This window comes from Ramlibacter sp. (genome assembly GCA_019635435.1).
Classification (GTDB): Bacteria; Pseudomonadota; Gammaproteobacteria; order Burkholderiales; family Burkholderiaceae_C; genus JAHBZM01.
This window is the reverse complement of sequence record JAHBZM010000001.1, coordinates 3,892,551-3,919,268: the sequence shown is the minus strand read 5'-3', so window position 1 is coordinate 3,919,268 and position 26,718 is coordinate 3,892,551. Positions and strand designations below refer to the sequence as shown.

General features: G+C 64.5%; 17 protein-coding genes. 8 read left to right on the top strand and 9 right to left on the bottom strand.

Annotated elements, in window-relative coordinates; all coding sequences use genetic code 11:
• Positions 1-434 precede the first annotated feature (434 nt).
• Complete coding sequence (locus KF796_18885; protein ID MBX3588702.1) at positions 435-4,838, top strand: hypothetical protein; 4,404 nt, start codon at positions 435-437, stop codon at positions 4,836-4,838.
• A gap of 20 nt (positions 4,839-4,858) precedes the next feature.
• Complete coding sequence (locus KF796_18880; protein ID MBX3588701.1) at positions 4,859-5,314, top strand: hypothetical protein; 456 nt, start codon at positions 4,859-4,861, stop codon at positions 5,312-5,314.
• Positions 5,315-5,454: 140 nt separating this feature from the next.
• Here the strand turns inward: KF796_18880 and KF796_18875 are convergent, their stop codons facing one another.
• Complete coding sequence (locus tag KF796_18875; GenBank protein MBX3588700.1) at positions 5,455-6,021, bottom strand: ORF6N domain-containing protein; 567 nt, start codon at positions 6,019-6,021, stop codon at positions 5,455-5,457.
• An 856-nt stretch (positions 6,022-6,877) separates the two neighbouring features.
• Here KF796_18875 and KF796_18870 point away from each other — a divergent pair.
• The 3 genes from KF796_18870 (at position 6,878) to KF796_18860 (ending at position 9,349) form a co-directional block, all read left to right on the top strand.
• Complete coding sequence (locus KF796_18870; protein ID MBX3588699.1) at positions 6,878-7,240, top strand: hypothetical protein; 363 nt, start codon at positions 6,878-6,880, stop codon at positions 7,238-7,240.
• A 364-nt stretch (positions 7,241-7,604) separates the two neighbouring features.
• A complete protein-coding gene (locus KF796_18865; GenBank protein ID MBX3588698.1) occupies positions 7,605-9,062 on the top strand; it encodes a hypothetical protein in 1,458 nt (485 codons plus the stop codon).
• Between the two features lie 14 nt (positions 9,063-9,076).
• Positions 9,077-9,349 (top strand): hypothetical protein, encoded by a 273-nt coding sequence (locus KF796_18860; protein MBX3588697.1) that lies wholly within the window; start codon positions 9,077-9,079, stop codon positions 9,347-9,349.
• A gap of 172 nt (positions 9,350-9,521) precedes the next feature.
• Here the strand turns inward: KF796_18860 and KF796_18855 are convergent, their stop codons facing one another.
• Entirely contained in the window at positions 9,522-10,604 is a 1,083-nt protein-coding gene (locus KF796_18855; protein MBX3588696.1) for an ionic transporter y4hA, read from the bottom strand.
• A 2-nt stretch (positions 10,605-10,606) separates the two neighbouring features.
• Entirely contained in the window at positions 10,607-12,667 is a 2,061-nt protein-coding gene (locus tag KF796_18850; GenBank protein ID MBX3588695.1) for an acyltransferase, read from the bottom strand.
• Positions 12,668-12,855: 188 nt separating this feature from the next.
• Between KF796_18850 and KF796_18845 the strand changes: the two genes are divergently transcribed.
• On the top strand, positions 12,856-14,508 hold the full coding sequence (locus KF796_18845) for an FAD-dependent oxidoreductase (GenBank protein MBX3588694.1): 1,653 nt from the start codon (positions 12,856-12,858) through the stop codon (positions 14,506-14,508).
• On the opposite strand, the gene KF796_18840 is transcribed toward KF796_18845, so the two are convergent.
• The 4 genes from KF796_18840 to gcl form a co-directional block, all read right to left on the bottom strand.
• Positions 14,501-16,798 (bottom strand): NADP-dependent malic enzyme, encoded by a 2,298-nt coding sequence (locus tag KF796_18840; protein MBX3588693.1) that lies wholly within the window; start codon positions 16,796-16,798, stop codon positions 14,501-14,503. The genes KF796_18845 and KF796_18840 overlap by 8 nt on opposite strands.
• Positions 16,799-16,930: 132 nt before the next feature.
• Positions 16,931-17,833 (bottom strand): 2-hydroxy-3-oxopropionate reductase, encoded by a 903-nt coding sequence (locus KF796_18835; GenBank protein MBX3588692.1) that lies wholly within the window; start codon positions 17,831-17,833, stop codon positions 16,931-16,933.
• Between the two features lie 25 nt (positions 17,834-17,858).
• Positions 17,859-18,635, bottom strand: coding sequence for a hydroxypyruvate isomerase (gene hyi, locus KF796_18830; protein ID MBX3588691.1), 777 nt, complete (start codon positions 18,633-18,635; stop codon positions 17,859-17,861).
• Between the two features lie 36 nt (positions 18,636-18,671).
• Positions 18,672-20,462 (bottom strand): glyoxylate carboligase, encoded by a 1,791-nt coding sequence (gene gcl, locus KF796_18825; protein ID MBX3588690.1) that lies wholly within the window; start codon positions 20,460-20,462, stop codon positions 18,672-18,674.
• A gap of 105 nt (positions 20,463-20,567) precedes the next feature.
• Between gcl and KF796_18820 the strand changes: the two genes are divergently transcribed.
• Positions 20,568-21,482, top strand: a complete 915-nt coding sequence (locus KF796_18820; protein ID MBX3588689.1) for a LysR family transcriptional regulator — start codon at positions 20,568-20,570, stop codon at positions 21,480-21,482.
• 12 nt (positions 21,483-21,494) lie between these two features.
• Here the strand turns inward: KF796_18820 and KF796_18815 are convergent, their stop codons facing one another.
• Complete coding sequence (locus KF796_18815; protein ID MBX3588688.1) at positions 21,495-22,976, bottom strand: purine permease; 1,482 nt, start codon at positions 22,974-22,976, stop codon at positions 21,495-21,497.
• A 161-nt stretch (positions 22,977-23,137) separates the two neighbouring features.
• On the opposite strand from KF796_18815, the gene KF796_18810 reads away from it, so the two are divergent.
• Positions 23,138-25,525: an ATP-dependent DNA helicase gene (locus KF796_18810; GenBank protein ID MBX3588687.1), complete on the top strand. Its 2,388-nt coding sequence runs from the start codon at positions 23,138-23,140 to the stop codon at positions 25,523-25,525.
• On the opposite strand, the gene KF796_18805 is transcribed toward KF796_18810, so the two are convergent.
• Positions 25,491-26,714 (bottom strand): ArgE/DapE family deacylase, encoded by a 1,224-nt coding sequence (locus KF796_18805; GenBank protein ID MBX3588686.1) that lies wholly within the window; start codon positions 26,712-26,714, stop codon positions 25,491-25,493. The two genes, KF796_18810 and KF796_18805, sit on opposite strands and share 35 nt — an antisense overlap.
• Between the last annotated feature and the right edge of the window lie 4 nt (positions 26,715-26,718).

Genomic DNA, 26,718 nt, shown 5'->3' with positions numbered 1-26,718 from the left:
TGATAAATCGGTCGTGCGTGCTCTACCAAGCGGCGCATCCCAATGTCATCTACGATCTTTGCAATCCCATCCTGCCCTCCACCCAGTACGGTAGATTTGGCGGACCATGGGGAGGATACCAAGCTGACGTTGCCTGGCACAAGGAGATTAACGGGGTAATTGTTGACAGTTATAGAGGGCCGTACGAATTCGCAACCTGCGGCTGCGCTGATTCGCGCAATCAGAACTTGGTGGGATTGGGCGTTGACGGACGGTGCTATTGCCTTTACGGACAGTTTTGGGATGACAGCATACGCGCCTGCGTTCCAACCCCTCCCCAGCCCCTTGTAATTGGACTGGTTGGCGGTAGCACCACCAAGGCGCTACCCGCAGGTGGAGCACTGCCCCAAGTGGCCACCGTCAAACAAAATGGCGCGGCCGTATCCGGAAAAGCGGTGACCATTGCCCTGAGCGGTGGAGGCAGCATCAGCGGAACGACCAATGCATCGGGCGAATACCGTTTCATATACCAGCCCCCGTCGCACAAAGCCGAAGCGCTTCTCACGGCATCCTGCAGCGGCTGCAGCAACACCGCCTCCAACAACATCACCGTGAGCGCGGCGAACCCGCCCGACATGTGCCCTGCCGACCCCGGCAGTCTGATCGGCAATCCCGTTTCGCCTTCAACCGGCGAGAAGTTGCAAACCGAATCCGACTACGCCGATGCTGGCGCCCATCCGCTGGACTGGACGCGTTACTACCGCAGCCTGGGCAATATCGGCGCCGTTTTGGGCCAGGGCTGGAGCCACGGCTATGCTGCGCAGATCAGCGGCGCCGACAACCAGCGCGTGGTGCGCCTGGGTGACGGCAGCAAGGTGGTGTTCCAGCGCACTGATGCCACCGCCGCCTGGGTTGCAGACAACGGCAGGGACGCCTTGACGCAGACCGCCCAAGGCTGGCAATTTACCCGCGCCAGCGACGAAAGCCGCTGGCAGCTGGACGCCACGGGCACTGTGCTGCAGAGCATCACCCAGCGCAACGGCTGGGTCACCAGCCTCAGCTACAACGGCCTGGGCCAGTTGGTCAGTGTCACCAACGCCTTTGGCCGCAGCCTGCAACTAGCGTACAACGCCCAGGGGCAGATCGCCAGCGTGACCGCACCCGGCGGGTACAGCGTCAGCTACCAATACGATGGCGCCTCGCGGTTGACCAGCGCCAGCTACCCGGGCAACGTGTTCAAGGCCTACGCCTATGAGAACCCGCAGTGGCCGGCGGCGCTGACCGGCATCAACGACGAAAGCGGCCAGCGGCTGGCCAGCTTTGCGTATGACACCGGTGGGCGCGTGACCAGCACCAGCCACGCCGGCGGTGCGCAGACCTACAGTGTCAATTACCCCAGCGCGCCGGACGCCAGCAGTGGCAGCCTGGTGGTCGGCACTGCGGTTGACCCCTCGATTTACCGTTCGACCGTGCAGGTTACCGACCCCTTGGGCAACGCCCAGACCTGGACCTACCAGGGCGGCGATGGCAGCATTCGCGTGCTGGGCGCGAGTGGCGCCTTCATGGGCGGGCAGGTGGCCAACCGCAGCTTTACCCCGGGCACCACCCTGCCCGCCAGTGAAACCGACTTCCTCGGCATCACCACCCTGTTCACCTGGGACGCTGCGCGCCGCCTCAAAACCGCGGAAACCAAAGCCGCCAGCCGCCCCGAAGCCCAAACCGTGCAGACCCAGTGGCACCCCGTGTTCCGCCTGCCCGTGCTGGTGACCGAGCCCGGCCGCACCACCGCCTACACCTATGACGCGCAGGGCAATAAGCTGAGCGAAACAGTCACCGACTCAGCCACCGGCCAGGCTCGCAACTGGGCCTGGACCTACACGCCCCAGGGCCTGGTGGCCAGCCACACCGACCCGCGCGGCGCCGTGTGGAGCTATACCTACGACGCCCAGGGCAACCGCCTGACCCAGACCAACCCGCTGGGCCACGTCACCGCCTGGCAATACGATGCGGCCGGCCGCCCCACCCAGCAGACCGAGCCCAACGGCCTCGTCACCACCTACAGCTACGACCTGCGCGGGCGCCTCACCAGCACCAGCCGTGGCGGTGAAACCAGCGCCTTCAGCTGGACCGCCACCGGCCTGCTCGCCAGCGCCAGCCAGCCCAACGGCCAGGCCATCAGCTACCAGTACGACGCGGCCCAGCGCCTCATTGGCGCCACCGACAACCGCGGCAACAGCGTGGCCTACACCCTGGACGCCATGGGCAACCGCACCCGCGAAGAAGTGCGCGACGCCGGCGGCGCCATTGCGCTGGTCACCAGCCGTGTCATCAACAGCCTGAACAAGGTCAGCGCCATCAGCGGCGCCGCGGGCCAGACCACGCAGCTGGGCTACGACGCCAACGGCGAGCCCATTGCCCAGACCGACCCGCTGAACCAGACCACCCGCCAGACCCTGGATGCGCTGCGCCGCCCCGTGGCCACCACCTTGCCCGACAACGCCGCCGCCACCCAGGCCTGGAACCAGCTCGACCAGCTCACCCGCGTCACCGACCCCAAGGGCGTGGCCACCCAGTACAGCCGCAACGCCTTTGGCGAAGTGATCAGCGAAACCAGCCCCGACATCGGCACCCAGAGCTACCAGCGCGATGCCGCGGGCGATGTCTCGGCCATGACGGACGCCAAGGGCCTCACCACCCAGATCACCCGCGACGCCCTGGGCCGCCCGGTGCAGGTCACGCGCGGTGCCCAGCACCAGACTGTCTACACCTGGGACCAGGGCCAGACCGGCACCCTGAGCCAGATCGAAGACCCTTCGGGCGTTACCAGCTACACCCGTGACGCGCTGGGCCGTATCCTCGCCAAAACCCAGACCGTCAACGACAACCCGGCCAACCCCGCCAGCTTCACCACCCGCTACAGCTACCAGGGCGGCGAGCTTGCCAGCATCGAGTACCCCAGCGGGCTCAAGCTGTTCTACCAGCGCAGCGCGGCCGGCCAGATCATCGGCATGAGCACCCAGCTGCCCGGCGGCACCGTCAAAAAGCCCAAGCCCGTCGTGCCCTTTGTCAGCAACCTGACCCACACCGCGCTGGGCCAGCCCAAGGCCTGGAACTGGGCCAATGGCGACAGCGCCGCGCGCAGCTTTGACAGCGACGGACGCATGACGGGCAATGAATTTGCCAGCTACGGCTACGACGCCGCCAGCCGCATCACCAGCCTGACCCAGAACCTGTGGGCCAGCAGCACCGCTACAGGCACCGTCACCCTCTACACAACACCTTTGAGCTGGACCGCCGGCTACGACAGCCGCAACCGCCTCACCAGCTTCAACCGCAACGGGGCTGAGACCCGCTACACCTACGACGCCAACAGCAACCGCCTCACCGCCATCGACAAAACCACCAGCGACACCGACCTGGACGGCGACTTTGACGACAGCGACTTCTCCAAATCCACCGCCCAGGCCCTGAACGTGGACCCGGCCAGCAACAAGCTGCTGGGCTTCACCCAGACCCTCACCAAGGTCAAGGGCACCCGAACCGTCAGCACCGTCAGCAGCAACGTCGCCTACAGCCTGGACGCCAACGGCGCCCTGACCAGCGACGGCCTGCGCGGCTTTGAGTACGACGAGGCCAACCGCCTGAGCAAGATCAGCATCGTCAAGGACGGCGAAGCCGCCAAGGTCAGGTACCTGCACAACGCCCTGGGCCAAAGAACCTTCAAGGGCGAGCCCGAGGCCGAGCAGACCCTGCCCAACGAAACCGAGCTGGGCCAGGACTTCATCAGCTGGCTCAAGAGCAACTTCAAGTGGCTGTTTGCCCAGGCCCAGGCCAACACCAGCATTGGCACGGGGTACACGTTTGCCGATGGACACCTGCCTGAATGGGCTGTGCTCGGTGAATACGACAACGGCTCAGCCGCCGGCAAGGGCCGCACAGAATACCTGTGGCTACCCACGGAGGATGGCCAAGCCATCCCAGTAGGGATGTTCAGAAACGGCAAATTCTTCGCCATCCACACCGACCACCTGGGCACGCCACGGATGGTGACCAATGAAGACAACAAGCCCGTGTGGCAGTGGCCCTACAGCGCCTTTGGCAACAACAAGCCGACCGGGGTGCTCAAAGCCACGCCCAACCCCAAGGCGGCTATCACCAATGTCCCAGTTCTATTGAAGGCGACGGCAGCCATCGAGATGAACCTGCGGTTCCCGGGGCAGTACGCGGATGACGAGGCGGGCAGTTTCTACAACTACCAGCGCAGCTACCTTGCCAGCCAGGGCAGGTACACGCAGAATGATCCGATTGGGTTGGCGGGGGGATTCAACAGGTTTGGGTATGTGGAGGGGAATCCTCTGAGCTATGCCGATCCAATGGGGTTGCAGGCGTTACCGATGCCGCCTGTAATACCGATTCCTGGTGTGCCAAATCCAACCTTGGGTGCGCAACGCGACTTGGTTGACAGGTTGAACCGGGCATTGAGAGACGATGACGGGACCACTTACCAAACCTACACGCGATACAACCCGCTGACTGGTGACTGCTACTCGGGCCGCACTTCGGGCACGGATACCCCGGAAAACAACGTGCGCAATCGTGGTTACGGGCAACCCTTGCTCAATGCAGAAGGATTCTTGCCGCCGGTGTTGGATCGGTCGTCCACGAACTACAACGCTATTCGCGGGCGTGAACAACAACTGATCGACGTGAATGGTGGTGCTCGTAGCAGTGGCGGAACCTCTAGAAACATGATCAATGGGATCAGTTCATTCAACCCCCGTGGTCCGTTCGTCTACATCCCAGCAGCCACTGCTGAATTTGGGGTGCCTGTGCCAGCTGGTAAATGCACTTGTCAATAAACTGAAGCCGCAGGCAACCAATGACTAATGATGACTATCAATTGTTGAAGATATTTTTTGATCACCACTTTGATTGGTACACGCCGAAATATCCGACAACCCCGCCGGGCCCGCCATCGCAGTTTTTAGAAAACATAGAAAAAGCTTCTCTAGCCAATGCGAAAAAGGGTTTGCAAATGGCGATCAACGACATTGTTGAAGAGACCGCAAACTGGACACCCGAGATGGTTGCCGCTGCCGATGCAAGGTTTGCAGCTGCAGGCACCTTCACCCTGAGCGAAGTCAGACGCCGCTACTCGAAGAAATACCTGCAAATCCTCAAGCGCGGGGTGATTCGTTCGGAGACAGAGTACTACTTGCTAAAAGGCATCCGGGACGGTGGCAGTATCGAATCTGGTGCCACAGAAGACCAGCAAATTGAAGTGCTGATGGCTGCGTTTGAAGCGAAGCTGATGCAGCATGGTGCTGAAAAATAAGTAGCTGTTTGCGCAATATCTACAGGCGCCAGCGGCAGCTTCTTTCTTTATCTAAACAAAAAAGCCACCCGCCACCCCTGCCAGCCGCTAAAGCTGTGGGGTTGCGGGTGGCTTCTTTTTAGCCGCTGAACGGTTGCGCGCTACGGGGTCTTCTTCACCTTGCTGGCCTTGCTGGCCGTGGGAGCTGGCTTGTCCTCAGGCGTGATGAACCCGATAGAGCGCTTGGGCGGCGGCGGGGGAGCTGCCAGCAGCTGGGCCAACGAATCGACCAGCTCGGCAATATGGCGCTCCAGCGTGTGCACCTTGTTGGCCAGCGCCTGATTGCTGGTCAGCATGCCGCGCAGCTCCACAAAGGCGCGCACCACATACACACTTAAAGCCGTGGCGCGCAGGCTGCCCAGCACCATCGAAGCCATGATGGCGCCGTGTTCGGTGAACGCCAGCGGCGCATAACGCCTGCCGCCGTGGCTGCCCTTCAAACTTGAGGTTGCAGATTGCAACCTCAAGTTGGCGAACTCCTCCTCGTTCAACTGGAACATGAAGTCCTCGGGAAAACGCTCGCGGTTGCGGTTGACCTGCCGATTGAAACGCAGAATGATCCGATTGGGTTGCGTGGGGGATTGAGTAGATTCGTCTACGCGGAAAGCAATGCCCTGACGATCATGGATTCGTTTGGCTTGCAAGTAGCTCCTGGAGCAAAACCGCATCGCCTCATAACTCCAAATTTGAATCCCAACGCGCCGCCTTTCACCATGCCAACGGTTGCCGGCTTTGGTTGCATTGGGATCCTGTGCGCGACAGGAGGAACCCACACTGATGAGACGGAGTTCAGTTTTGAAGCAACGCTCGGCGGTGGATTCGAGTTTTGCAGTCAACCCCCTCCGCCGCCTGAAACTTGCCCAAAACCAAGTCTTAATTTGCAGCCACCAGGGGCTCCAGTGCCCAAGAGATTCGGGGGAAATTTCTTCAGCCTTTCATTGAAAACCAATGGTCAAATCTGTGTGCGTGTCGGTGCATTTGCTTCACCGAGATTGCCGCTGCCAAGCATGGACTTGGGGAACCCGGATCGTCGGTAACGTGGAGTGATGAGAATGACTACAAGGGATCTTGTTCTGGCTGCTCTGGTGTTGGTTTCAGTGCTATCTGGTCTTTCATACACCAGTCTAGGTTGGAAGGCGAGATCCCATTTGAACGACAAAGCATCGGATTCTGATCGATCTATTGGCTGGCTCTTCTGGTGGTCGTTTTCACCTGAAATGTACGACGATCATGGAAAGAGGCTTTGTCGGCTCGGTCAGGTTCTGGCCATTCCACTGATAGCGCTTTACCCTGCTTGGTATTTCTTCCTCATCCGTTAGCGGGCATTGGTGTGTCTCATACAGAGGACCTTCTCTAATCCCACTTGGCTGCTGACTGAGCGGCCCCGGCTTTTGTGGATGAATACACGGGAACGTCTTGCGGATGCTGCGACGGGGTCGATTCCGTGCATGTTCAAAATTGGCAGTCAGTTGCTGGGGCGTTGGGCGACAACTGATGTTTGCAAGCTGATTTGCGAGTAGCACTATGGACAAGAAACCCTTCTATCTCACCTGTCCGAAGTGCGGCCATCATCGCTTTGTTCTGCCGATCGTCAAGACCTACCGATGTGCCTCTTGCAACTCGCAAGTGCGGGTTCGCAGCAAAGGCAGCTATCTGATCGAATCTGTGCTCTTGGCTCCGGCGTCTCTGCTTCTCTACTGGTCCGTCGCTGCTGTTCTGCAATCGCACGGGCTGGACCGCGATGCTAGTCAGGGGTGGGGAATCTTTGCCGCCTTCTTGATAACCCTGCCGGTCTATGTCGCGCTGCGGCCTTATTTGGTGGGATTAGAGTGCATAGAGCCAGCGGACGCCGCTCAGTCGAAGCAGGACCACGGGTCCGCAGGTTAGTGGCATATCAACGATGTGTCTGTGTTACGAGTCGGCACCATTCTTTTCCTGGCGGCCTTTCCACTCATGGCAATCAGAGTATTCGTGAGTTGAGGCTATTTGCCCATGTTGATGGTGATCCGCACGGGAACTGGCTGGGAATTGAGAGTCCGGGAATTGAGGGGCGGATTCGATTGCTCTATCCGCTACAACTTTCATAGCTAAAAGTGACCACCCAGCAGGGACTACAGTCCAATTTGCCTACAATCCCTCGCAGCCAATGAGCCCGACAACCATCGCCAGTCGAGCGCGCCGCAGATCGTGCCGCGTCGCGAGGCTGCATGTTCGAGGTTGCCACAGTGGCGCTGCAGGCCGGACTACCCCCTTGAGCTGGGCCATCGGCTACGACAGCCGCAACCGCCTCACCGCCATCGACAAAACCACCAGCGACACCGACCTGGACGGCGACTTTGACGACAGCGACTTCTCCAAATCCACCGCCCAGGCCCTGAGCCTGGACCCCGCCAGCAACAAGCTGCTGGGCTTCACCCAGACCCTCACCAAGGTCAAGGGCACCAAGACCGTCAGCACCGTGAGCAGCAACGTCGCCTACAGCCTGGATGCCAACGGCGCCCTGACCAGCGACGGCCTGCGCGGCTTTGAGTACGACAACGCCAACCGCCTGAGCAAGATCAGCATCGTCAAGGACGGCGAAGCCGCCAAGGTCAGGTACCTGCACAACGCCCTGGGCCAAAGAACCTTCAAGGGCGAGCCCGAGGCCGAGCAGACCCTGCCCAACGAAACCGAGCTGGGCCAGGACTTCATCAGCTGGCTCAAGAGCAACTTCAAGTGGCTGTTTGCCCAGGCCCAGGCCAATACCAGCATTGGCACCGGCTACACCTTCGCCGACGGCCACCTGCCCGAATGGGCTGTGCTGGGTGAATACGACAACGGCAGTGCAGCAGGCAAGGGCAGGACGGAATACATCTGGCTACCCACGGAGGATGGCCAAGCCATCCCGGTAGGGATGTTCAGAAACGGCAAATTCTTCGCCATCCACACAAACCACCTGGGCACGCCCCGGCTGGTGACCAATGAAGACAACAAGCCCGTGTGGCAGTGGCCCTACAGCGCCTTTGGCAACAACAAGCCGACCGGGGTGCTCAAAGCCACGCCCAACCCCAAGGCGGCTATCACCAATGTCCCAGTTCTATTGAAGGCGACGGCAGCCATCGAGATGAACCTGCGGTTCCCGGGGCAGTACGCGGATGACGAGGCGGGCAGTTTCTACAACTACCAGCGCAGCTACCTTGCCAGTCAGGGAAGGTACACGCAGAATGATCCGATTGGGTTGGCAGCCGGGTGGAATCGGTTTGGTTATGTTGAAGGAGACCCGCTGAGTCTCGTTGACCCGGAGGGCCTTGCACCGACCAAGGGGCTGGTTTGGCTCGTCAAAATCTGCAAGACGGGTATCAAGAAAATTCGACAGGTGAGTCCGGAAGAGGCTGCGAGGCTTGCGAAGCAAGGCAAGGACTTGGAAACCAATCGAAGCATGGCTAAGAAGGTTGCCAAGGCTGCCAGTGGAGGGAAAAAGCCAATCAAGGATCCGGTTCATCCTGACAGGACCACTGGGAGCACGGAAGGTCGCAAACCTCACTACCACCCCAACCCAAGAAGCGGATCGCACATCTTCTACAGCATGGCCACTGCACTAACGCTCGCGGGGCAGGTTGACTGTGACGACTGCACTCTTGGGTACATCGCAGAGGGCATGGATCTTTTCAACCCGCTGTCTCTGCCAAAAGATCTTATGGATCTGACCGGTATCGGAGTTCCGGATTGATTCAGGTCTATTGCGTGCAACTCGTAGGCGAACCCTTTCTCTTGGAACGAGAAGGAATTAAGGTCGAGTATGGGTTCTATCGTAATGAGTACGTCGCTGCCTGGTCTGAGGAAAAGGCGATTGCGGCTGCAAAGGCCAAGGCGCTACGCAAATTTTCGGGCCGATCGGCAGAAATGATCGAGGGCAGACCGATGACGTTGAAGGTCGAAGAAATCACTCAAGGAGTTCCGCCATGGAGGCTTCTTCGAAACGAAGGATTCATCCTGTTCCCGGTGGATTCAGAATAGTGAACCATCCCGGGTTTCTTGAAGTCGTTCTCAAGAACGTTGCGTGACCCGCATCCCAAACCGGCAACAGATGCCGACAGCGCGTCTTCCACTATTTGCTATAGATTGGATAGCAAATAGTGGCCGCCCCTCCTGGACTCCAGCCACTTTTTATTCAAAACCGCCCTCAAAATCATGGCACGATGGTCGTGAACAGGTACACCGCAAAAATCACCAGGTGCACCACGCCCTGCAGCACGGTGGTGCGGCCGGTGCCCAGCGAGAGGGTGGCCACCATGAGCGAGAGCACCAGCAGCACGATGGATTTGGTGTCGATGCCCAGGGCCAGCGTCCAGCCGGTGGCCAGGGAGACGATGGCCACGGTGGGGATGGTCAGGCCGATGCTGGCCAGGGCCGAGCCCAGCGCCAGGTTCAGGCTGGTCTGCAGCCGGTTGGCGCGGGCGGCGCGCACGGCGGCCAGGCCTTCGGGCATGAGCACCACGGCGGCAATGATGATGCCCACCAGCGCCGCGGGCGCACCCAGGGCCGCCACCACGCGCTCGATCAGCGGCGCCAGCGCCTTGCCCAGCAGCACCACGGCCACCAGCGAGGCCAGCAGCAGCGCGCCGCTGGCCAGCGCCGCGCGGGTGCTGGGCGGCGTGGCGTGGGTCTCCTTGCGCACATCGGCATCGGCCGGCAGGAAGTAGCCGCGGTGGCGCACCGTCTGCACCAGGATGAAGGTGCCATACAGCACCAGTGACACCACGGCAATGAAGGCCAGCTGCGGCGGGCTGTAGACGGGGCCCGGCAGGCTGGAGGTGAAGTTGGGCAGCACCAGCGTCAGAGTGACGATGGCGGCCAGCGTGGCCAGCGATGCGCTCACGCCCGACTGGGTAAAGGTCTGCTCGCCATGCCGGTGCGCGCCCACCAGCAGGCACAGGCCCATCATGCCGTTGAGGATGATCATCACGGCGGCAAACACGGTGTCGCGCGCCAGCGCGGCCGTGGCCTCGCCGCCGCTGAGCATGAGCGAGACGATCAGCGCCACCTCGATGATGGTGACCGACACCGCCAGCACCAGCGTGCCATAGGGCTCGCCCACGCGGTGGGCCACCACCTCGGCGTGGTGCACCGCGGCCTGCACGCAGCCCAGCAGCCCGGCCGCCATCAGCAGGGCATACCAGCCGCCCAGGCCCAGCAGCGTGCCGGCCAGCAGCAGCCAGCCGGCGGCGGGCGCGGCCAGGGTCCAGAGGGGTTGGGAGGCGGAGGTTTTCATGGCTACGGCTTCCTGATCGAATCCAGCGTGTCGCGCAGCACGGTATTGGCCTGGAAGCGGCTGCCGGCGACCGACAGATGGTTGTCGTCTGCATAGAGCAGGTTACCGTCTGCATCGAACGCCTGGCAGGTGCCGTTGGGGCAAAAACCGTTCAGGGACTGAATGACCTTGACGTTCTTGAGTTGACCCAGCATGGCCAGGTAGGCCTGTTGCCGCTTCATGACCTGGTCCAGGCTGACATCGCAGCTTCTTTTCTCCCACCGCAGCGGCCGTGGCAGGCAGGAGCGGGGGGACTCCAGCAGTTCCGGGTTTTCTGTCACGTAGGCAACCGACTTGCCCGCGTGTTGCAGCAGGTCCACGGTGCTTTGCAAAGACGGGCCGAACACCGCCAGGGGAATCAATGGCTTCTCAATGGCCTTGCCTTTGTTGCCCGGAGTGCGTTGGCCCGTCGTATAGGCCGGCCCGCGCGAAAAAATCAGCACATCACTGATGTCGGCCTTGTCTGCAACCGTGCGCAGGATCTGGTCAATCTGCAGCTTGCAGATTTCCTTGTCCCTTTCAGACGCGCCGTATTCCGCGCCCGTGAAGGGCGGGCAGCCACTGTTGGCAAGGAGCACGGTGTTCACGCCAGCGTCAGTCAATGCGGCGGCGATTCCTTCAAAGGCGGTGTGGGCGTGGCTGTCGCCAATGACCGCCACGGTCCTCCGGCCGCCGGCGTGGGTGTACCGGCAGTAGGGAAAGCGCGGCCGCTCCAGCCCGACATAGGCCAGGCACGCATTCTCAACTTCCGCAGTTCGCAGAAGCTGGTTCTGGTTCTGTTTGAACGATTTGACCGCGGGCCGTGACACGACGCCACCGTCGCGATAGACAAAGTAGCCCGACAGCCCGGCAACAGCCATCAAGAGGCACAACACCAGAACGCGGGATGACGGGCCTTTGGCATGCCGAACGGGTTTTTCAATCCATTGGTACGTCAGCTGTGCCAGCGCGAGCGCCACCAGGACGGCGGCAATGCGCACGGGCAGGCTCGGCGTGTCGCTGTCAATGATCCGCAGAAAAGACAAGGCGGGCCAATGCCAGAGATACAACGGGAAGCTGATCAGCCCGATCCACACCAGCACCTTGCCCGAAAGAATCTTTCGATTCAACCAGGCATGCTCGCCGGCCGAAAGCATCAACACGGTGCCCACCACGGGCAGCAGTGCGGCCAGGCCAGGAAAAGGCGAGCGCTTTGAAATCACCAGGAAACCCGCGGCCAGGAGAGCGGCGCCAATGAAAGAGCGCGACGTGTCCGATGTGAAAGGCCCCAGGCCACCCAGCAGGGAGGTGCTGAAGCGGCGTGCACGATCCTGAGCGGATGGCACAAGCGAAGGCTCGCGGCCCTTGACCGCGTGGAAATAGGCGAGCATCGATCCACACAGAAGTTCCCAGATGCGGGTTTGCGGCGAATAAAAGGTTGCCACCGGGTCGATGCGGATGGTGGCAAGGTTCATAAGGAACGACAGGGCGGCCAGAACAATGGAGGTCGCCAGCAGGCCCAGCCTTTGGCGCCATGCCAGCCACAGGGCGAGCGGCCAGAACAGATAGAACTGTTCTTCAACACCCAGGCTCCACAGGTGCAGCAGCGGCTTGGTCTCGGCTGCATTGTCGAAGTAACCGCTTTCGTTCCACAGCAGGAAGTTGGAAATGAAAGTGGCGCCGCCCGCAATGTGCTTGCCGAGTTGCTGGTACTCGTCTGCCAGCAATGCAAACCAGCCGAAGACGAGGCAGCTGGCCATCACAACCAGCAGCGCTGGAAAGATGCGCAGGATCCGGCGCGCATAGAACTCGCGGAAACTGAAAGAAGCCCGATTCAGGTTGCCGTAAATGATCAGGGAAATGAGGTAGCCGGAGATGACAAAGAAGATGTCGACCCCGATGAAACCGCCCCTGAACACCGAGGGGAAGGCATGAAACCCCACAACCGCCAGAACCGCAATGGCCCGCAAACCGTCAATGTCGCGGCGGTAGCGGGGGTGCCCCGCTGCGGCGGGGCCTGGGGATTCTGGAAAGTGGCCACTCATCTGACAGGTCTCGGGGCTGGAACAGGGGCGCTCAGCCAGGCCTCGAATGGGGTCACCGGCTTCTGGTGAACGAGTCTACTTGACGCTGCCGCGCTTCACGCCCGAGCCCCAAATTCCAGTGACATATCTCCATGGCGCTCTGCTCCCTCACGCCGAATAATCAAAGCCGGTTTTCACAAGGAGGCAACATGGCTGGCAAGAACAAATCCCCAACGGCTTCGCAGTGCGACATCGCCATCGTGGGCGGCGGTGTGTCGGGCGTCTACAGCGCCTGGCGGCTCAAGGCCCGATACCCGCGCAAGAAGATCGTGCTGATCGAGGGCTCGGACCACATCGGCGGGCGGCTGCTGTCGGTGGTGCCGCCGGGCATTCCCAACATGGTGGCCGAGCTGGGCGGCATGCGCATCCTGCCCAAGACCCAGCCGCTGATCGTGGCCCTGCTCAAGGAGCTCAACAAGGCGCTGCCCAAGAGCCAGGGCATCGAAACCTATCCGTTCCCGGTGGATCAGCCGCAAAACATTGCGTTTTTGCGGGGCACCCACCTGCGCCTGTCGGACTTCACGCAGGACCCCGACAAGGTGCCTTACCGGCTGTCGTTCCTGGAGCGGGGCAACAGCTCGGGCGTGATCATGGTCAACGCGATCGAGCAGATCGTGCCCGGCATCACCGCCAAGGGCCTGACCAACGAACAGCGCCACAAGATGGCGCGCGAGGCCAGCTTCGACGGCCAGCCGCTGTACCAGCTGGGCTTCTGGAACCTGCTGCTGCGCGTGATCACGGGCGAGGCCTACCAGCTGGGGCTGGACGCCGGTGGCTATGAAAGCGTGGTCTCCAACTGGAACGCGGCCGACGCCATTCCCTGGTTCCTGTCGGACTTTGGCATCGACCCTGAGTATTTCGGGTTCAAGAAGGGCTTTCAGCAGGTGCCGCTGGCGCTGGCCGAGCTGTTCAAGAAGCAGGGCGGCGAGATCCGGCTCGAGACGCGGTTGCAGGGCTTTGACCACAACGGCGGCCGATTCACGCTGACGCTGGGCGGCGGTGCCCGGCTGGTGGCCGACGCGCTGATCCTGGCCATGCCGCGCCGCTCGCTCGATCTGGTGGCCCCCAGCGCACCCCTGTTGCAGCAGGCCCCCGTGGCCAGGCTGATTGCCAGCGTCACGCCGCAGCCGCTGTTCAAGCTGTTCACCACCTATGCCAACCCCTGGTGGCGCGCCGCGGGCTACTACAACAACGCCAGGAAGGAATTTGTGCCCGTGGAAAGCGGCCGCACCGTCACCAGCTTGCCGGTGCGCCAGACCTATTACTGGCCCACCTCGGAAGGCAAGCCCGCCCAAAGCGGCCCGGCCATGCTGATGGCCAGCTATGACGACGGCTCCAACATCGGCTTCTGGGACGGCCTGCGCCCGCAGCGGCGCCAGGCCTGGCGCCAGGGGCTGGAGGTGCCGGTGCCGCGCCATCCTTTCGAGCCGGCGGCCACGCCGGCCCTGCTCAAGAGCGGCAAGAAGGGCGGCGATGCGGGTGCCTCCAGCACCTGGAGCCGCTACCAGGCCAGCGACGAGATGGTGGACGAAGTGGCGCGCCAGCTCGGCAGCATCCACGGCCTGAGCTACTCGCCCACCGTGGAGCAGGCCGCGTTCAGGGACTGGGGCGACGACCCGTTTGGCGGCGGCTGGAACAGCTGGAACATCGGCGTCAAGAGCTGGGAGGTCAAGGACCAGATCACCCAGCCGCTGGCCAGCGTGCCGCTGTTCATCTGCGGCGAGGCCTACTCCAACGCCCAGGGCTGGGTCGAGGGCGCGCTCGAGACGGCCGACATCATGCTCAAGAAGCTTCTCAAGTAGGCTGCTTCGCCTTGGCCACCGCCAGCGCCGTCATGTTGACCACGCGGCGCACGGTGGCCGAGGTGGTGAGCACATGGGCCGAGGCGGCCGCGCCCAGCAGCATGGGGCCCACCGTCACGCCATGGCCGCTGGTCATCTTGAGCACGTTGAACAGGATGTTGGCGGAGTCCAGGTTGGGGCAGATCAGCAGGTTGGCCTCGCCGCTGAGCGTGGTCTCGGGCAGGGAGGCGCGGCGGATGTCGTCAGACAGCGCGGCGTCGCCATGCATCTCGCCGTCGCACTCCACGTCGGGCGCCATCTGCACAAACAGGTCGCGCGCCAGCCGCATCTTGCGGGCCGAGGCCCGGCCCGACGAGCCGTAGTGCGAGTGCGAAAGAAAGGCCACCTTGGGCGGCAGGCCAAAGCGGCGCACTTCTTCGGCGGCCATCACCGCAATGCTGGCCAGCAGTTCGGCGCTGGGGTCTTCATTGACAAAGGTGTCGGCAATGAACAGGGTGCGGTTGTCCAGCATGAGCGCGTTGAGCGTGGCCAGGCCGGGGGCGCCACGCTGCACGCCCAGCACTTCCTGCAGGTGGTTCAGGTGGGCGTCAAACCGGCCCACCAGCCCGCACAGCATGGCGTCGGCGTCACCCAAGTGCACCATCAGCGCGGCAATCGTGGTGTTGGAGCGGCGCACCGCGGCCTTGGCGGCCTCGGGCGTGAAGCCGCGCCGGCCCATGAGCCGGTGGTAGGCCTCCCAGTAGGTGCGAAAGCGCGGGTCGTCCTCGGGGTTGACGTTCTGCACCTCCTGGCCCAGGCGGATGCGCAGCCCGGCCTTCTTGATGCGCATGTCAATCACCTCGGGCCGCCCGATCAGGATGGGCCGGGCCAGGCCTTCGTCCACGGCCAGCTGGGCGGCGCGCAGCACGCGCTCGTCCTCGCCCTCGGCATAGGCCACGCGCTTGGCGCTGGCGGTCTTGGCCGCGGCAAACACCGGCCGCATGAACATGCCGGTCTGGTAGACAAACCGTGACAGGCTCTGGCGGTAGGCCTCCAGGTCCTTGATGGGGCGGGTGGCCACGCCGGACTCCTCGGCGGCGCGCGCCACGGCGGGCGCGATGCGCAGGATCAGGCGCGAGTCAAAGGGCTTGGGGATGATGTAGTCGGCGCCAAAGGCCAGCTCCTGGCCGGCGTAGGCGGTGGCCACTTCCTCGCTGATGTCGGCCTTGGTCAGCTCGGCGATCTCGCGCACGCAGGCCAGCTTCATGGCCTCGGTGATCTTGGTGGCGCCGCAGTCCAGCGCGCCGCGGAAGATGTACGGAAAGCACAGCACGTTGTTGACCTGGTTCGGGTAGTCCGAACGGCCGGTGGCCATGATGCAGTCGGGCCGCACGGCTTTGGCCAGCTCAGGGCGGATCTCGGGCTCGGGGTTGGCCAGCGCCAGGATGATGGGCCGCTGCGCCATGGTCTGGACCATGGCCTGCGTGAGCACGCCAGGCGCCGAGCAGCCCAGGAACACGTCGGCCCCCTTCACCACGTCAGCCAGGGTGCGCGCCTCGGTGGTCTGGGCGTAACGCTGCTTGGACTCGTCAAAGCCGCCGGGGCGGCCGTGGTAGATCACGCCCCTGGAGTCCACGGCATGGATGTTTTTGGGCTGTGCGCCCAGGCCCACCATCACATCCAGGCAGGCAATGGCCGCGGCGCCGGCGCCCGACACGGCAATCTTCACGTCGCCGATCTGCTTGCCCACCAGCTCCAGGCCGTTGAGCAGTGCGGCCGACGAAATGATGGCCGTGCCATGCTGGTCGTCATGGAACACCGGGATGTTCATGCGCTCGCGCAGCTTCTTTTCCACATAGAAGCATTCAGGCGCCTTGATGTCTTCCAGGTTGATGCCGCCCAGCGTGGGCTCCATCGCGGCAATGATCTCGACCAGCCGGTCCGGGTCCTTTTCGGCCAGCTCGATGTCAAACACGTCGATGCCCGCAAACTTCTTGAACAGGCAGCCCTTGCCCTCCATCACCGGCTTGCTGGCCAGCGGGCCGATGTCGCCCAGGCCCAGCACGGCCGTGCCGTTGGTGATCACGCCCACCAGGTTGCCGCGCGAGGTGTATTCGGCCGCCAGCGACGGGTCGGCCTCGATGTCCAGGCAGGGGTAAGCCACGCCGGGTGAGTAAGCCAGCGAGAGGTCGCGCTGGTTGATCAGCGTCTTGGTGGGGGTGACGGAAATCTTGCCGCGGGTGGGTTCGCGGTGGTACTCGCGCGCGGCTTCGCGCAGGGCCTGCTCGGCCGGCGAGAGGGTCTTGTCCATGGCTGTCTCCTGCATTTCTGGATCCGCTCAAGCGTACTGCAAGCAGGAAGAGGGGAAGCCCCTGGAAACACAATCCTGTTTTGCCTTGCGGGGCTGCAATGGTCCCGCAAGGAGGCGGCGGCCCCCATGCCGTTACGGCATGACCTGATGCGCAGCCAGTGCTTCCACGGCCGTGACCAGGGCCGAATGGTCGGCCTGCCCGTGGCCCAGGGCCGCGCAGGCCTGCATGAGCTGGGCCACGCCTGCCGTCTGCGGCAAGGCCATGTGGAGGGTGCGCGCGCCCTGCAGTGCCAGGTTCAGGTCCTTCTGGTGCAGGGCCATGCGAAAGCCGGGCGCAAAGTTGCGCTGGATCATGCGCTCGCCGTGCACGTCCAGCACGCGGCTGGCCGCAAAGCCGCCCATCAGGGCCGTGCGCACGCGCGCCGGGTCGGCGCCCGCCTTGCTGGCGTACACCAGCGCTTCGCTCACGGCCGCAATGTTCAGCGCCACGATGATCTGGTTGGCCACCTTGCAGATCTGGCCCGCACCGGCCTCGCCCACCAGGGTGATGTTCTTGCCCATGCGTTCAAACAAGGGCCTCACGCGTTCAAACACCGCGGCATTGCCGCCCACCATGATGGTCAGGCTCGCGGCCTTGGCGCCCACCTCGCCGCCGGACACCGGCGCGTCGAGGTAGTCGGCGCCCACCTGGCGGATGCGCTGCGCGAAGTCGCGCGTGGCCAGGGGGTCGATCGAGCTCATGTCCACCACCACCTTGCCGCTCGAGCCCTTGAGTCCGGCGGCCACGCCGGCCGCGCCAAACAGCACCTTGTCCACGTCGGGTGTGTCGGGCAGCATGAGGAAGATGATGTCCGCGCGCTCGGCCACGCCCTGGGCCGTGGTGCACAGCGTGGCGCCACCCTCGGCCAGCGCCCGGGGCACCTTGCTGCGGGTGTTGACGAACAGGGTGTGGCCGGCCTGCAGCAGGTGCAGGGCCATGGGGCCGCCCATGAGGCCCAGGCCGATGAAGCCGAGTTTGAGTCCGGATTTGGTCATGTTGTTGGAGGTTCAGAGGGTGGGTTCAGGCCAGCGCCGCGCGCCAGCCCAGTCCTTCGGCGGTGCCGTTGCGGGGCTTGTACTCGCAGCCAATGTGGCCGCGCCAGCCCAGCGCGTCGATGTGCTGGAACAGCCAGCGGTAGTTGATCTCGCCCGTGCCGGGCTCGTGGCGCCCCGGGTTGTCAGCCAGCTGGATGTGGCCAATGCGCGCCAGGTGCCGCTGCAGCGTGGCGCCCAGCTCGCCTTCCATGCGCTGGGCATGGTAGATGTCGTACTGCACGAACAGGTTGTCGCTGCCGACCTCGTCGATCAGCGCCAGCGCCTGCGCGGTGTGGGTGAGAAAGAAACCCGGAATGTCAAAGTGGTTCACCGGCTCCACCAGCAGGCGGATGCCCGCGGCTTGCAACGCGGCGGCGGCGTAGCGCAGGTTGCCCACCAGCGTGATGTGCGCGTGCTCCCGCGCCACACCCGCGGGCAGCTTGCCCGCCAGGCAGTTGAGCTGCGGGCACTGCAGCGCCGTGGCGTAGTCAATCGCCTGCGCCACGCCGGCGCGGAACTCGGCCACGCGGTCGGGGTGGCAGGCTATGCCGCGCTCGCCCGCGTCCCAGTCGCCCGCGGGCAGGTTGTGCAGTACCTGGCGCAGGCCGTTGCTGCGCAGCGCGGCGGCCAGTTCGGCCTGGGGCCAGGCGTAGGGGAACAGGTATTCCACCGCATCAAAACCCGCGGCGCGGGCGGCGGCAAAGCGCTCCATGAAAGGCAGCTCCGTGAAGAGCATGCTGAGGTTGGCGGCGAACTTGGGCATTGGGGTGTTCCGATCGTCCTGAGTTTGTCGAAGGGCTCAATCCAGCAGGGCGGCCAGGGCCGTGGGGGCGTCTTCCATGCTTTCGGCCAGCGGCTCGAATTCGTGGATCGCGTTGATCTCGGTGCCCATGGCGATGTTGGTCACCCGCTCCAGGATCACCTCGATCACCACCGGCACCTGGAATTCCTTCATCCAGGCCTCGGCCTGGGCAATGGCGGGGCGCAGCTCTTCCTGGCGGTGCACGCGCAGCGCCTTGCAACCCAGGCCTTCCACCACCTTGAGGTGGTCCACGCCGTAGCCGCGCACGGCCACGTCCTCCTCGGGCGTGTTGATGTTGTCAAAGCCCAGCTGGACGCAGTAGTCCATCTCGAAGCCGCGCTGCGCCTGGCGGATCAGGCCCAGGTAGCTGTTGTTGACCACGATGTGCAGGTAGGGCAGCCTGAACTGCGCGCCCACGGCCAGCTCCTCGATCATGAACTGGAAGTCGTAGTCGCCCGACAGCGCCACGATCTGGCGCGCCGGGTCGGCGGCGCGCACGCCCAGCGCGGCGGGGATGGTCCAGCCCAGCGGGCCCGCCTGGCCGCAGTTGATCCAGTGGCGCGGCTTGTGCACATGCAGGAACTGCGCGGCGGCGATCTGGCTCAGGCCGATGGTGCTGACGTAGCAGGTGTTCTCGTCAAACGCGCGGTTCATGCACTGGTACACGCGCTGGGGCTTCATGGGCACGCTGTCGAAGTTGGTCTTGCGCAGCATCGTGGCCTTGCGTTCGCGGCACTGGCCGGCCCAGCGGCTGCGGTCCTTGAGGCGGCCCTGGGCCTTGAGTTCGGTGGCCACCTGCACAAACAGCTCAAGCGCGGCTTTGGCATCGGACACGATGCCGTAGTCGGGCGCAAAGACCCGGCCGATCTGCGTGGGTTCGATGTCCACATGCACGAAGCTGCGGCCCTCGGTGTACACCTCCACCGAACCGGTGTGCCGGTTGGCCCAGCGGTTGCCGATGCCCAGCACAAAGTCAGAAGCCAGCAGCGTTGCGTTGCCGTAGCGGTGGCTGGTCTGCAGGCCGCACATGCCCGCCATCAGCGGGTGGTGGTCCGGAATGCTGCCCCAACCCATGAGTGTTGGAATCACGGGCACCCCCGTGAGCTCGGCGAACTGCACCAGCAGGTCTGACGCGTCGGCGTTGATGATGCCACCGCCCGCGACGATCAGCGGCCGCTGCGCCTGGTCGAGCATCGCCAGCGCCTTTTCAATCTGGGCGCGGGTGGCCGCGGGCTTGTAGACCGGCAGCGGTGAGTAGGTGTCGGGATCGAACTCGATCTCGGCCATCTGCACGTCAAACGGCAGGTCAATCAGCACTGGCCCGGGGCGGCCCGAGCGCATCAGGTGAAAGGCCTGCTGGAAGGCGCGTGGCACCTGCGCGGGTTCACGCACCGTCACGCTCCATTTGGTCACTGGTTTGGCAATGCTCTCGATGTCCACCGCCTGGAAGTCTTCCTTGTGCAGGCGCGCGCGTGGCGCCTGGCCGGTGATGCAGAGAATGGGAATGGAGTCGGCCTGCGCCGAGTACAGGCCGGTGATCATGTCGGTGCCCGCCGGCCCGCTGGTGCCGATGCACACGCCAATGTTGCCGGCCACGGCGCGGGTATAGCCCTCGGCCATGTGGGAGGCCCCCTCCACATGGCGCGCCAGGATGTGGCTGATGCTGCCCTGCTGGCGCAGCGCCGCATACAGCGGGTTGATGGCCGCGCCCGGAATGCCAAAGGCCTGTGTGACGCCTTCCTTTTCCAGCACCCAGACGGCGGCTTCGATTGCCTTCATTCTTGCCATGACTGACTCCTTGTGTTCGAGTCACGACTGTAGGAATCAACGCGTCATTGAAGAAGAGGGCTGCGGGCCATAACATTCATTCCACTGAGGAATAGGTGGAATGCGATGGACCGTTTGCAGGCCATGGAGATGTTTGTGCGCGTGGTGGAGACCGGCAGCTTTTCCAAAGCGGCGCGGGAGTTCGCGACCACCCAGCCCACGGTGACCAAGCAGGTCGCCGCCACCGAGGCGCGCCTCAAGGTGCGGCTGCTGAACCGCAACACGCGCGGCGTGAGCCTGACCGAGCCCGGTGCCCTGTACTACGAAAAGTGCAAGCTGATCGTGCGCGAAGCCGAAGAGGCCGACAACGTGGTGCGGGTGCGCCAGAGCCAGGCGCAGGGGCTGCTGCGCATTGGCACCTCGGTGGCCTTTGGCCGCCGCGTGGTGGTGCCGCTGGCGCTGGAGTTCATGGCCCGGCACCCACAGGTGCAGGTGGACCTGGGCTTTGAAGACCGCTACACCGATCTGGTGGCCCAGGGCATGGACGTGGCGGTGCGCATGGGCAAGCTGGCGGACTCGGCGCTGGGCGCGCGCTTTCTGGGCATGAACCCCTGGGTGCTGGTGGCCGCGCCCAGATACCTGCGCAAGCTGGGCACGCCACGGCGCCCGCAGGACCTGAGCGGGCACAACGCGCTGATCTACAGCAGTGTGCAGGGCGACGACGTCTGGCGCCTGTTCAGCCCGCGCGGCGAGCCGGTGACCGTTCCGGTGACGGGGCGGCTGCGCTCCAACAACCTGTCGGCTGTGCTCGCCGCCGCGCGCGCGGGCCTGGGCGTTGCGGCGCTGCCGCGTTATGTGGCCGGCGACTCACTGGCGTCGGGCCATGTGGTGGAGGTGCTCAAGGACCACGCGCTGCCCGAGCAGGAAATCCATGCCGTGTTCCCCTCGCCCAAGCTGGTGCCCGGGAAGGTACAAGCCTTCATTGCGTTCCTGCAGGGGCGCTTTGGCGCGCGCTGGTGGGAGACGCTGCCCCGCGCCTGAAGCGTGGCCACATCAGTGGGCGTCCGCCTCCCGGGCGGCGGCGACAGCGGCGGCGCTGTCGCCATGCGCGCCGTTGAAATACAGGTTGAGCAGCACGGCGCTGAGCGACGCGAGCAGGATGCCCGACTCGATCAGCGGATGCAGGCCGTGCGGCAGCCATTGCTTGAAGTTGGGCGCCACCAGCGGAACCATGCCCACGCCAATCGAAATGGCCACGATGAACAGGTTGTTGCGGTTGGACTTGAAGTCCACATTGGCCAGGATGCGGATGCCCGTGGCCGCCACCATGCCAAACATCACGATGCCGGCGCCGCCCAGCACAAAGGTGGGCAGCGACTCCACCAGGGCGGCCATCTTGGGCAGCAGGCCCAGCACCATGAGGATCACGCCGCCCGCCACGCAGACAAAGCGGCTCTTGACGCCCGTGACCCCCACCAGGCCCACGTTCTGCGAGAAGCTGGTGTACGGGAAGGTGTTGAAGATGCCACCAATCAGCGTGCCCAGGCCGTCGGTGCGCAGGCCGCGCGCGAGGTCGGGCTGCGCCACCTTGCGCCCGGTCATCTCGCCCAGCGCGAGGAACATGCCGGTGGACTCGATCATCACCACGATCATCACGAGGGTCATGGTCAGGATCAGGATGGGGTCGAACACCGGCGTGGCGATCTCGAACGGCAGCACCACATCGAACCAGCCGGCCCTGGCCACCTTGTCGAAGCTCATGAGCCCGGCCGCGGCCGCGATCACGCCACCCATGACGATGCCCAGCAGCACCGAGATGTTGGCAAGGAAGCCCCTGGCGTACTTGGCGATGAGCAGGATGGACGCCAGCACCACGGCCGCGATGCCCACGTGCGCCAGGGGGGCGTAGCGGGGGTTGGGCACCGTGCCCACCAGGGCCAGGCCCTTGGGCACCGCGGGCACGGCGCCACTGGCGGCCAGGCTGTCCACGCTGGCCAGCCACTGCGCATGCTCGGGGCTGACCACGCTGGGGGCCGTGGAGCCGAAGGGGTTGCCAAAAATCCAGTTGATGCCGATGCGCATCAGGCTGATCCCGATCACGGCAATGATGGTGCCCGTGACCACGGGGGGAAAGAAGCGCAGCATGCGGCTGACCAGCGGCGCGATGAGGATCGAGATGATGCCCGCGCCGATGATGGCGCCGAAAATCAGCCCTGCGCCCTCCACGCCCGGGTGGCTGTTGGCCATGGCCACCATGGGGGCGACCGAGGCAAAGGTCACGCCCATCATCACCGGCAGCTTGATGCCGAACCACTGCGTGGCACCCAGCGACTGGATCAGCGTGACCAGGCCACAGCAGAACAGGTCGGCCGAGATCAGCATGGCCACCTGCTCGGGGCTGAGCTTGAGCGCGCGCCCCACGATCAGCGGCACCGCCACGGCGCCGGCGTACATCACCAGCACATGTTGCAGGCCCAGGGCCGTGAGCCGGCCCGCGGGCAGCCGCTCGTCGACAGGGTGGACAGAAGAAATCATGGACACTCCAGTTTTGTGGACGTTGATGTTTACCAAACTGTATACACATCGGCGGCCCGGGTGAATAGACCGCGACCCTGATCCCGCGGTGCCCGCGCGGGTGGCTCAGTTTTGACCGGTGTACAGGTAATGGCCGTGCGGCGGGCGTACCATGGCGCGCCATGAACCCGGTTGACGATCTTCCTGCCCCCGCCTGCACCGTGGCCGTGCGCGCGCTGTGCGAGCTGGTGGCCCGCCAGGGGGATCTGGACCTGCGGTTCACGCCGGCCCCCACGGCGCTGCAGGGCCAGGAGGGGCATGCCCTGGTGGCCCAGCGGCGCGGGCCTGCCTATGAGACGGAAGTGAGCCTGTCGGGCGACTACCAGTGGCTGCATGTGCGGGGCCGCGCCGATGGCTACGACGCGCTGCGCAATGAACTCGAGGAGGTCAAGACCTTTCGCGGCCGGGTGGACGCCATTGCCTGGAACCACCGGGCCCTGCACTGGGCCCAGCTCAAGGTCTATGGCTGGCTGATGTGCCAGGCGCGCGGCCTGTCGTCCATCACCCTGACCTTGGTGTACTTTGACGTGGTCACCCAGACCGAGCACCCGCTCAGCGAGGAACTCGACGCGCCTGAACTGCAGCAGTTCTTCGAATCCATCTGCAGCCGCTATCTGGTCTGGGCGCAGAAGGACCTGCAGCACCGCGCCGGGCGCGACGCCGCGTTGCAGGCGCTGGAATTCCCGCAAAAGCCCTTCCGGCCCGGCCAGCGCGATATGGCGGCCGGTGTCTACCGCGCCTGCGTTCAGTCCCGGCCCTTGCTGGTGCAGGCGCCCACGGGCATTGGCAAGACGCTGGGCACGCTGTTCCCGGCCCTGCGGGCCATGCCGGTGCGTGGCACCGACAAGCTGTTCTTCCTCACGGCCAAGACCCCGGGCCGGCAGGTCGCGCTCGAATCCCTGGGCCGCGTGATGGCCACGGGCAGCCGCTTCCCCCTGCGCGTGCTGGAGCTGGTGGCCAGGGACAAGGCCTGCGAGCACAAGGACAAGGCCTGCCACGGCCAGTCCTGCCCGCTGGCCCGGGGTTTTTACGATCGCCTGCCCGCCGCGCGCGAGGCCGCCGCGCAGGCCCGCTGGCTGGACCAGTCGGCGCTGCGGCGCGTGGCACTGGACCATCAGGTCTGCCCTTATTACCTGGGCCACGACATGGTGCGCTGGAGCGATGTGGTGGTGGGCGACTACAACTACTACTTTGACCGCTCGGCCATGCTCTATGCGCTGACGGTGGAGTCGGGCTGGCGCGTCAGTGTGCTGGTGGACGAAGCGCACAACCTCTACAGCCGCGCCTGCGCCATGTACAGCGCGGAACTCAGCCAGGCCGAGGCGGTGGCGGTGCGCCCGCAGGTGCCGGCGCTGATCCGTGCCCGGCTGGACGAGTGGATCAACCAGTGGCAGCTTTTGCTCGATGCCCGGCAGCGCGCCGAGCCGGGCAAAACATGGCAGGTGCTGGACGAACTGCCCGACCACTGGACGCGGGCGCTGCAGAAACTCAACAGCACCATCGGTGAGTACCTCAATGACCACCCGACCGAAACGCATGGCGCGTTGCTGCCGTTTTACTTCCGCACGCTGTCCTTTGCGGCGCTGGCGGCGGACGCGGGCGAGCATTCACTGTGCGAGCTGAGCAGCCTGCAGCCGCCAGCCGGCCAGGCCGTGCCGGCGGCCCTGGCGCAACTGCAACTGCCAGGCGCGCAAGGCCTGGATGATGGTGCGGACTGCCCCGGCACGCTGACCCTGCGCAACATCGTGCCGGCGCCCTTTCTGGCGCAGCGCCTCAAGGCGGCCGACGCCATGATCCTGTTCTCGGCCACGCTCAACCCGAGCGACTACTACATGGACCTGCTGGGCCTGCCGGACAGCACGCAGCGGCTGGACATTCCGTCGCCGTTCCGGCCCGAGCAACTGAGCGTGCGCGTGGTCCCGGTGTCGACACGGCGTGACGACCGGGCCGGTTCGCTGGACGCGCTGGTGCAGGCCGTGGGCGTGCACTACAAGCGTGAACCCGGCAACTACATCGCGTTCTTCAGCAGCTTTGACTACATGGAGATGGCGCAGCGCGCACTGCAGGCGCGCTGGCCCGAACTGCCCGTGTGGTCGCAGGCGCGGCAGATGGACGAGGCCAGCCGAGCGCGCTGGCTGGAGCGCTTTGAAGCCCAGGGCCAGGGCATTGGCTTTGCCGTGCTGGGTGGGGTGTTTGGCGAGGGCGTTGATCTGCCGGGCCGGCGCCTGGTGGGCGCCTTCATTGCCACGCTGGGGTTGCCCCAGTTTGACGAGGTCAACCGCACCATCAGCGAGCGCATGCAGGCCCGCTTTGGCCGCGGCCATGAATACACCTATGTGTTCCCCGGCATGCAGAAGGTGGTGCAGGCGGCGGGCCGCGTGATCCGCACCGAGACCGACACCGGCACTGTGCTGCTGCTGGACGAGCGCTACCTGGAGCGGCGTTACCGCGCGCTGCTGCCCGACTGGTGGCGCATCACGTCAGCAGCTGTGCCAGCGTCCGTGCAATGACCTTGGTGGCACGGCGCAGGTCCTGCAGGTCCAGCCGCTCGTCGGCGCGCTTGGCGTGGCTTTCCAGCACCGTGCGGGGGCCGGCACCGTAGATCACACCCGGAATGCCGGCCTCGGCGTACAGCCGCACATCGGTGTACAGCGGGGTGCCCATCGCGGGAATGGGTTCGCCAAACACCTGCTGGCCATGCTTCTGGATGGCCGCCACCAGCGGCTGGTTGCCGGGCAGCGGCTTCATGGCGTTGGCCAGCAGCAGGCGCCGGATGTCCACGCTGATGCCGGGGCAGCGCGTGGTGGCCTCGGCAATGACCTGGCGAATGGTGGCCTCCGCCTCGGCCGGGTTCTCTTCAGGGATCATGCGGCGGTCGAGCTTGAAGCTGACCGTGCCCGGCACCACGTTGGTGTTGGTGCCGCCCTCGATGCGGCCCACGTTGAGGTACGGGTGGTTGATGCCCTCGACCTTCGAGCTCACCTTCCTGTACAGCGCGTTCTGCGCATACAGCGCGTTGAGGATCTGCACCGCGCCCTGCAGCGCGTCCACGCCGGTGTCGGGCACGGCCGCATGGGCCATCTTGCCGTGCACGGTGACTTCCATCTGCAGGCAGCCGTTGTGGGCGGTGACCACCTCGTAGCTGAAGCCCGCGGCAATCATCAGGTCGGGCCGGGTCAGCCCGTTCCTGAGCAGCCAGCCCGGACCCATCTCGCCGCCGAACTCCTCGTCGTAGGTGAAGTGCAGTTCCACGCCGCCCTTCAGGGGCAGCCGCAGCGACTCCAGCGCGCGCACCGCGAAGGTGAAGGTTGCAAAGTCGCACTTGCTCACCGCGGTGGCGCGGCCATACATCTTGCCGTCCACGATCTCGGCGCCGTAGGGGTCGTGGGTCCAGCCCTCGCCGGGCGGCACCACATCGCCATGGGCATTGAGCGCGATGGTCGGGCCGTCGCCATAGCGGCGGCGCACGATCAGGTTGGTGATGGACGCGAGGCCATAGGCCTTGACGTCGGCTTCGGGAACCGGGTGCTTCTCGGCTTCAAAGCCAAAGGGCATGAGCAGTTCGGCCGTGCGTTCGGCATGGGGCGCGTTGTTGCCCGGCGGCGTGTCGGTGGGCACGCGCACCAGTTCCTGCAGGAAGCGCACCTCTTCGTCAAAGTGGGCGTCGACCCAGGCGTCGAGTTGTTCGTCGTGGTTCATGGAG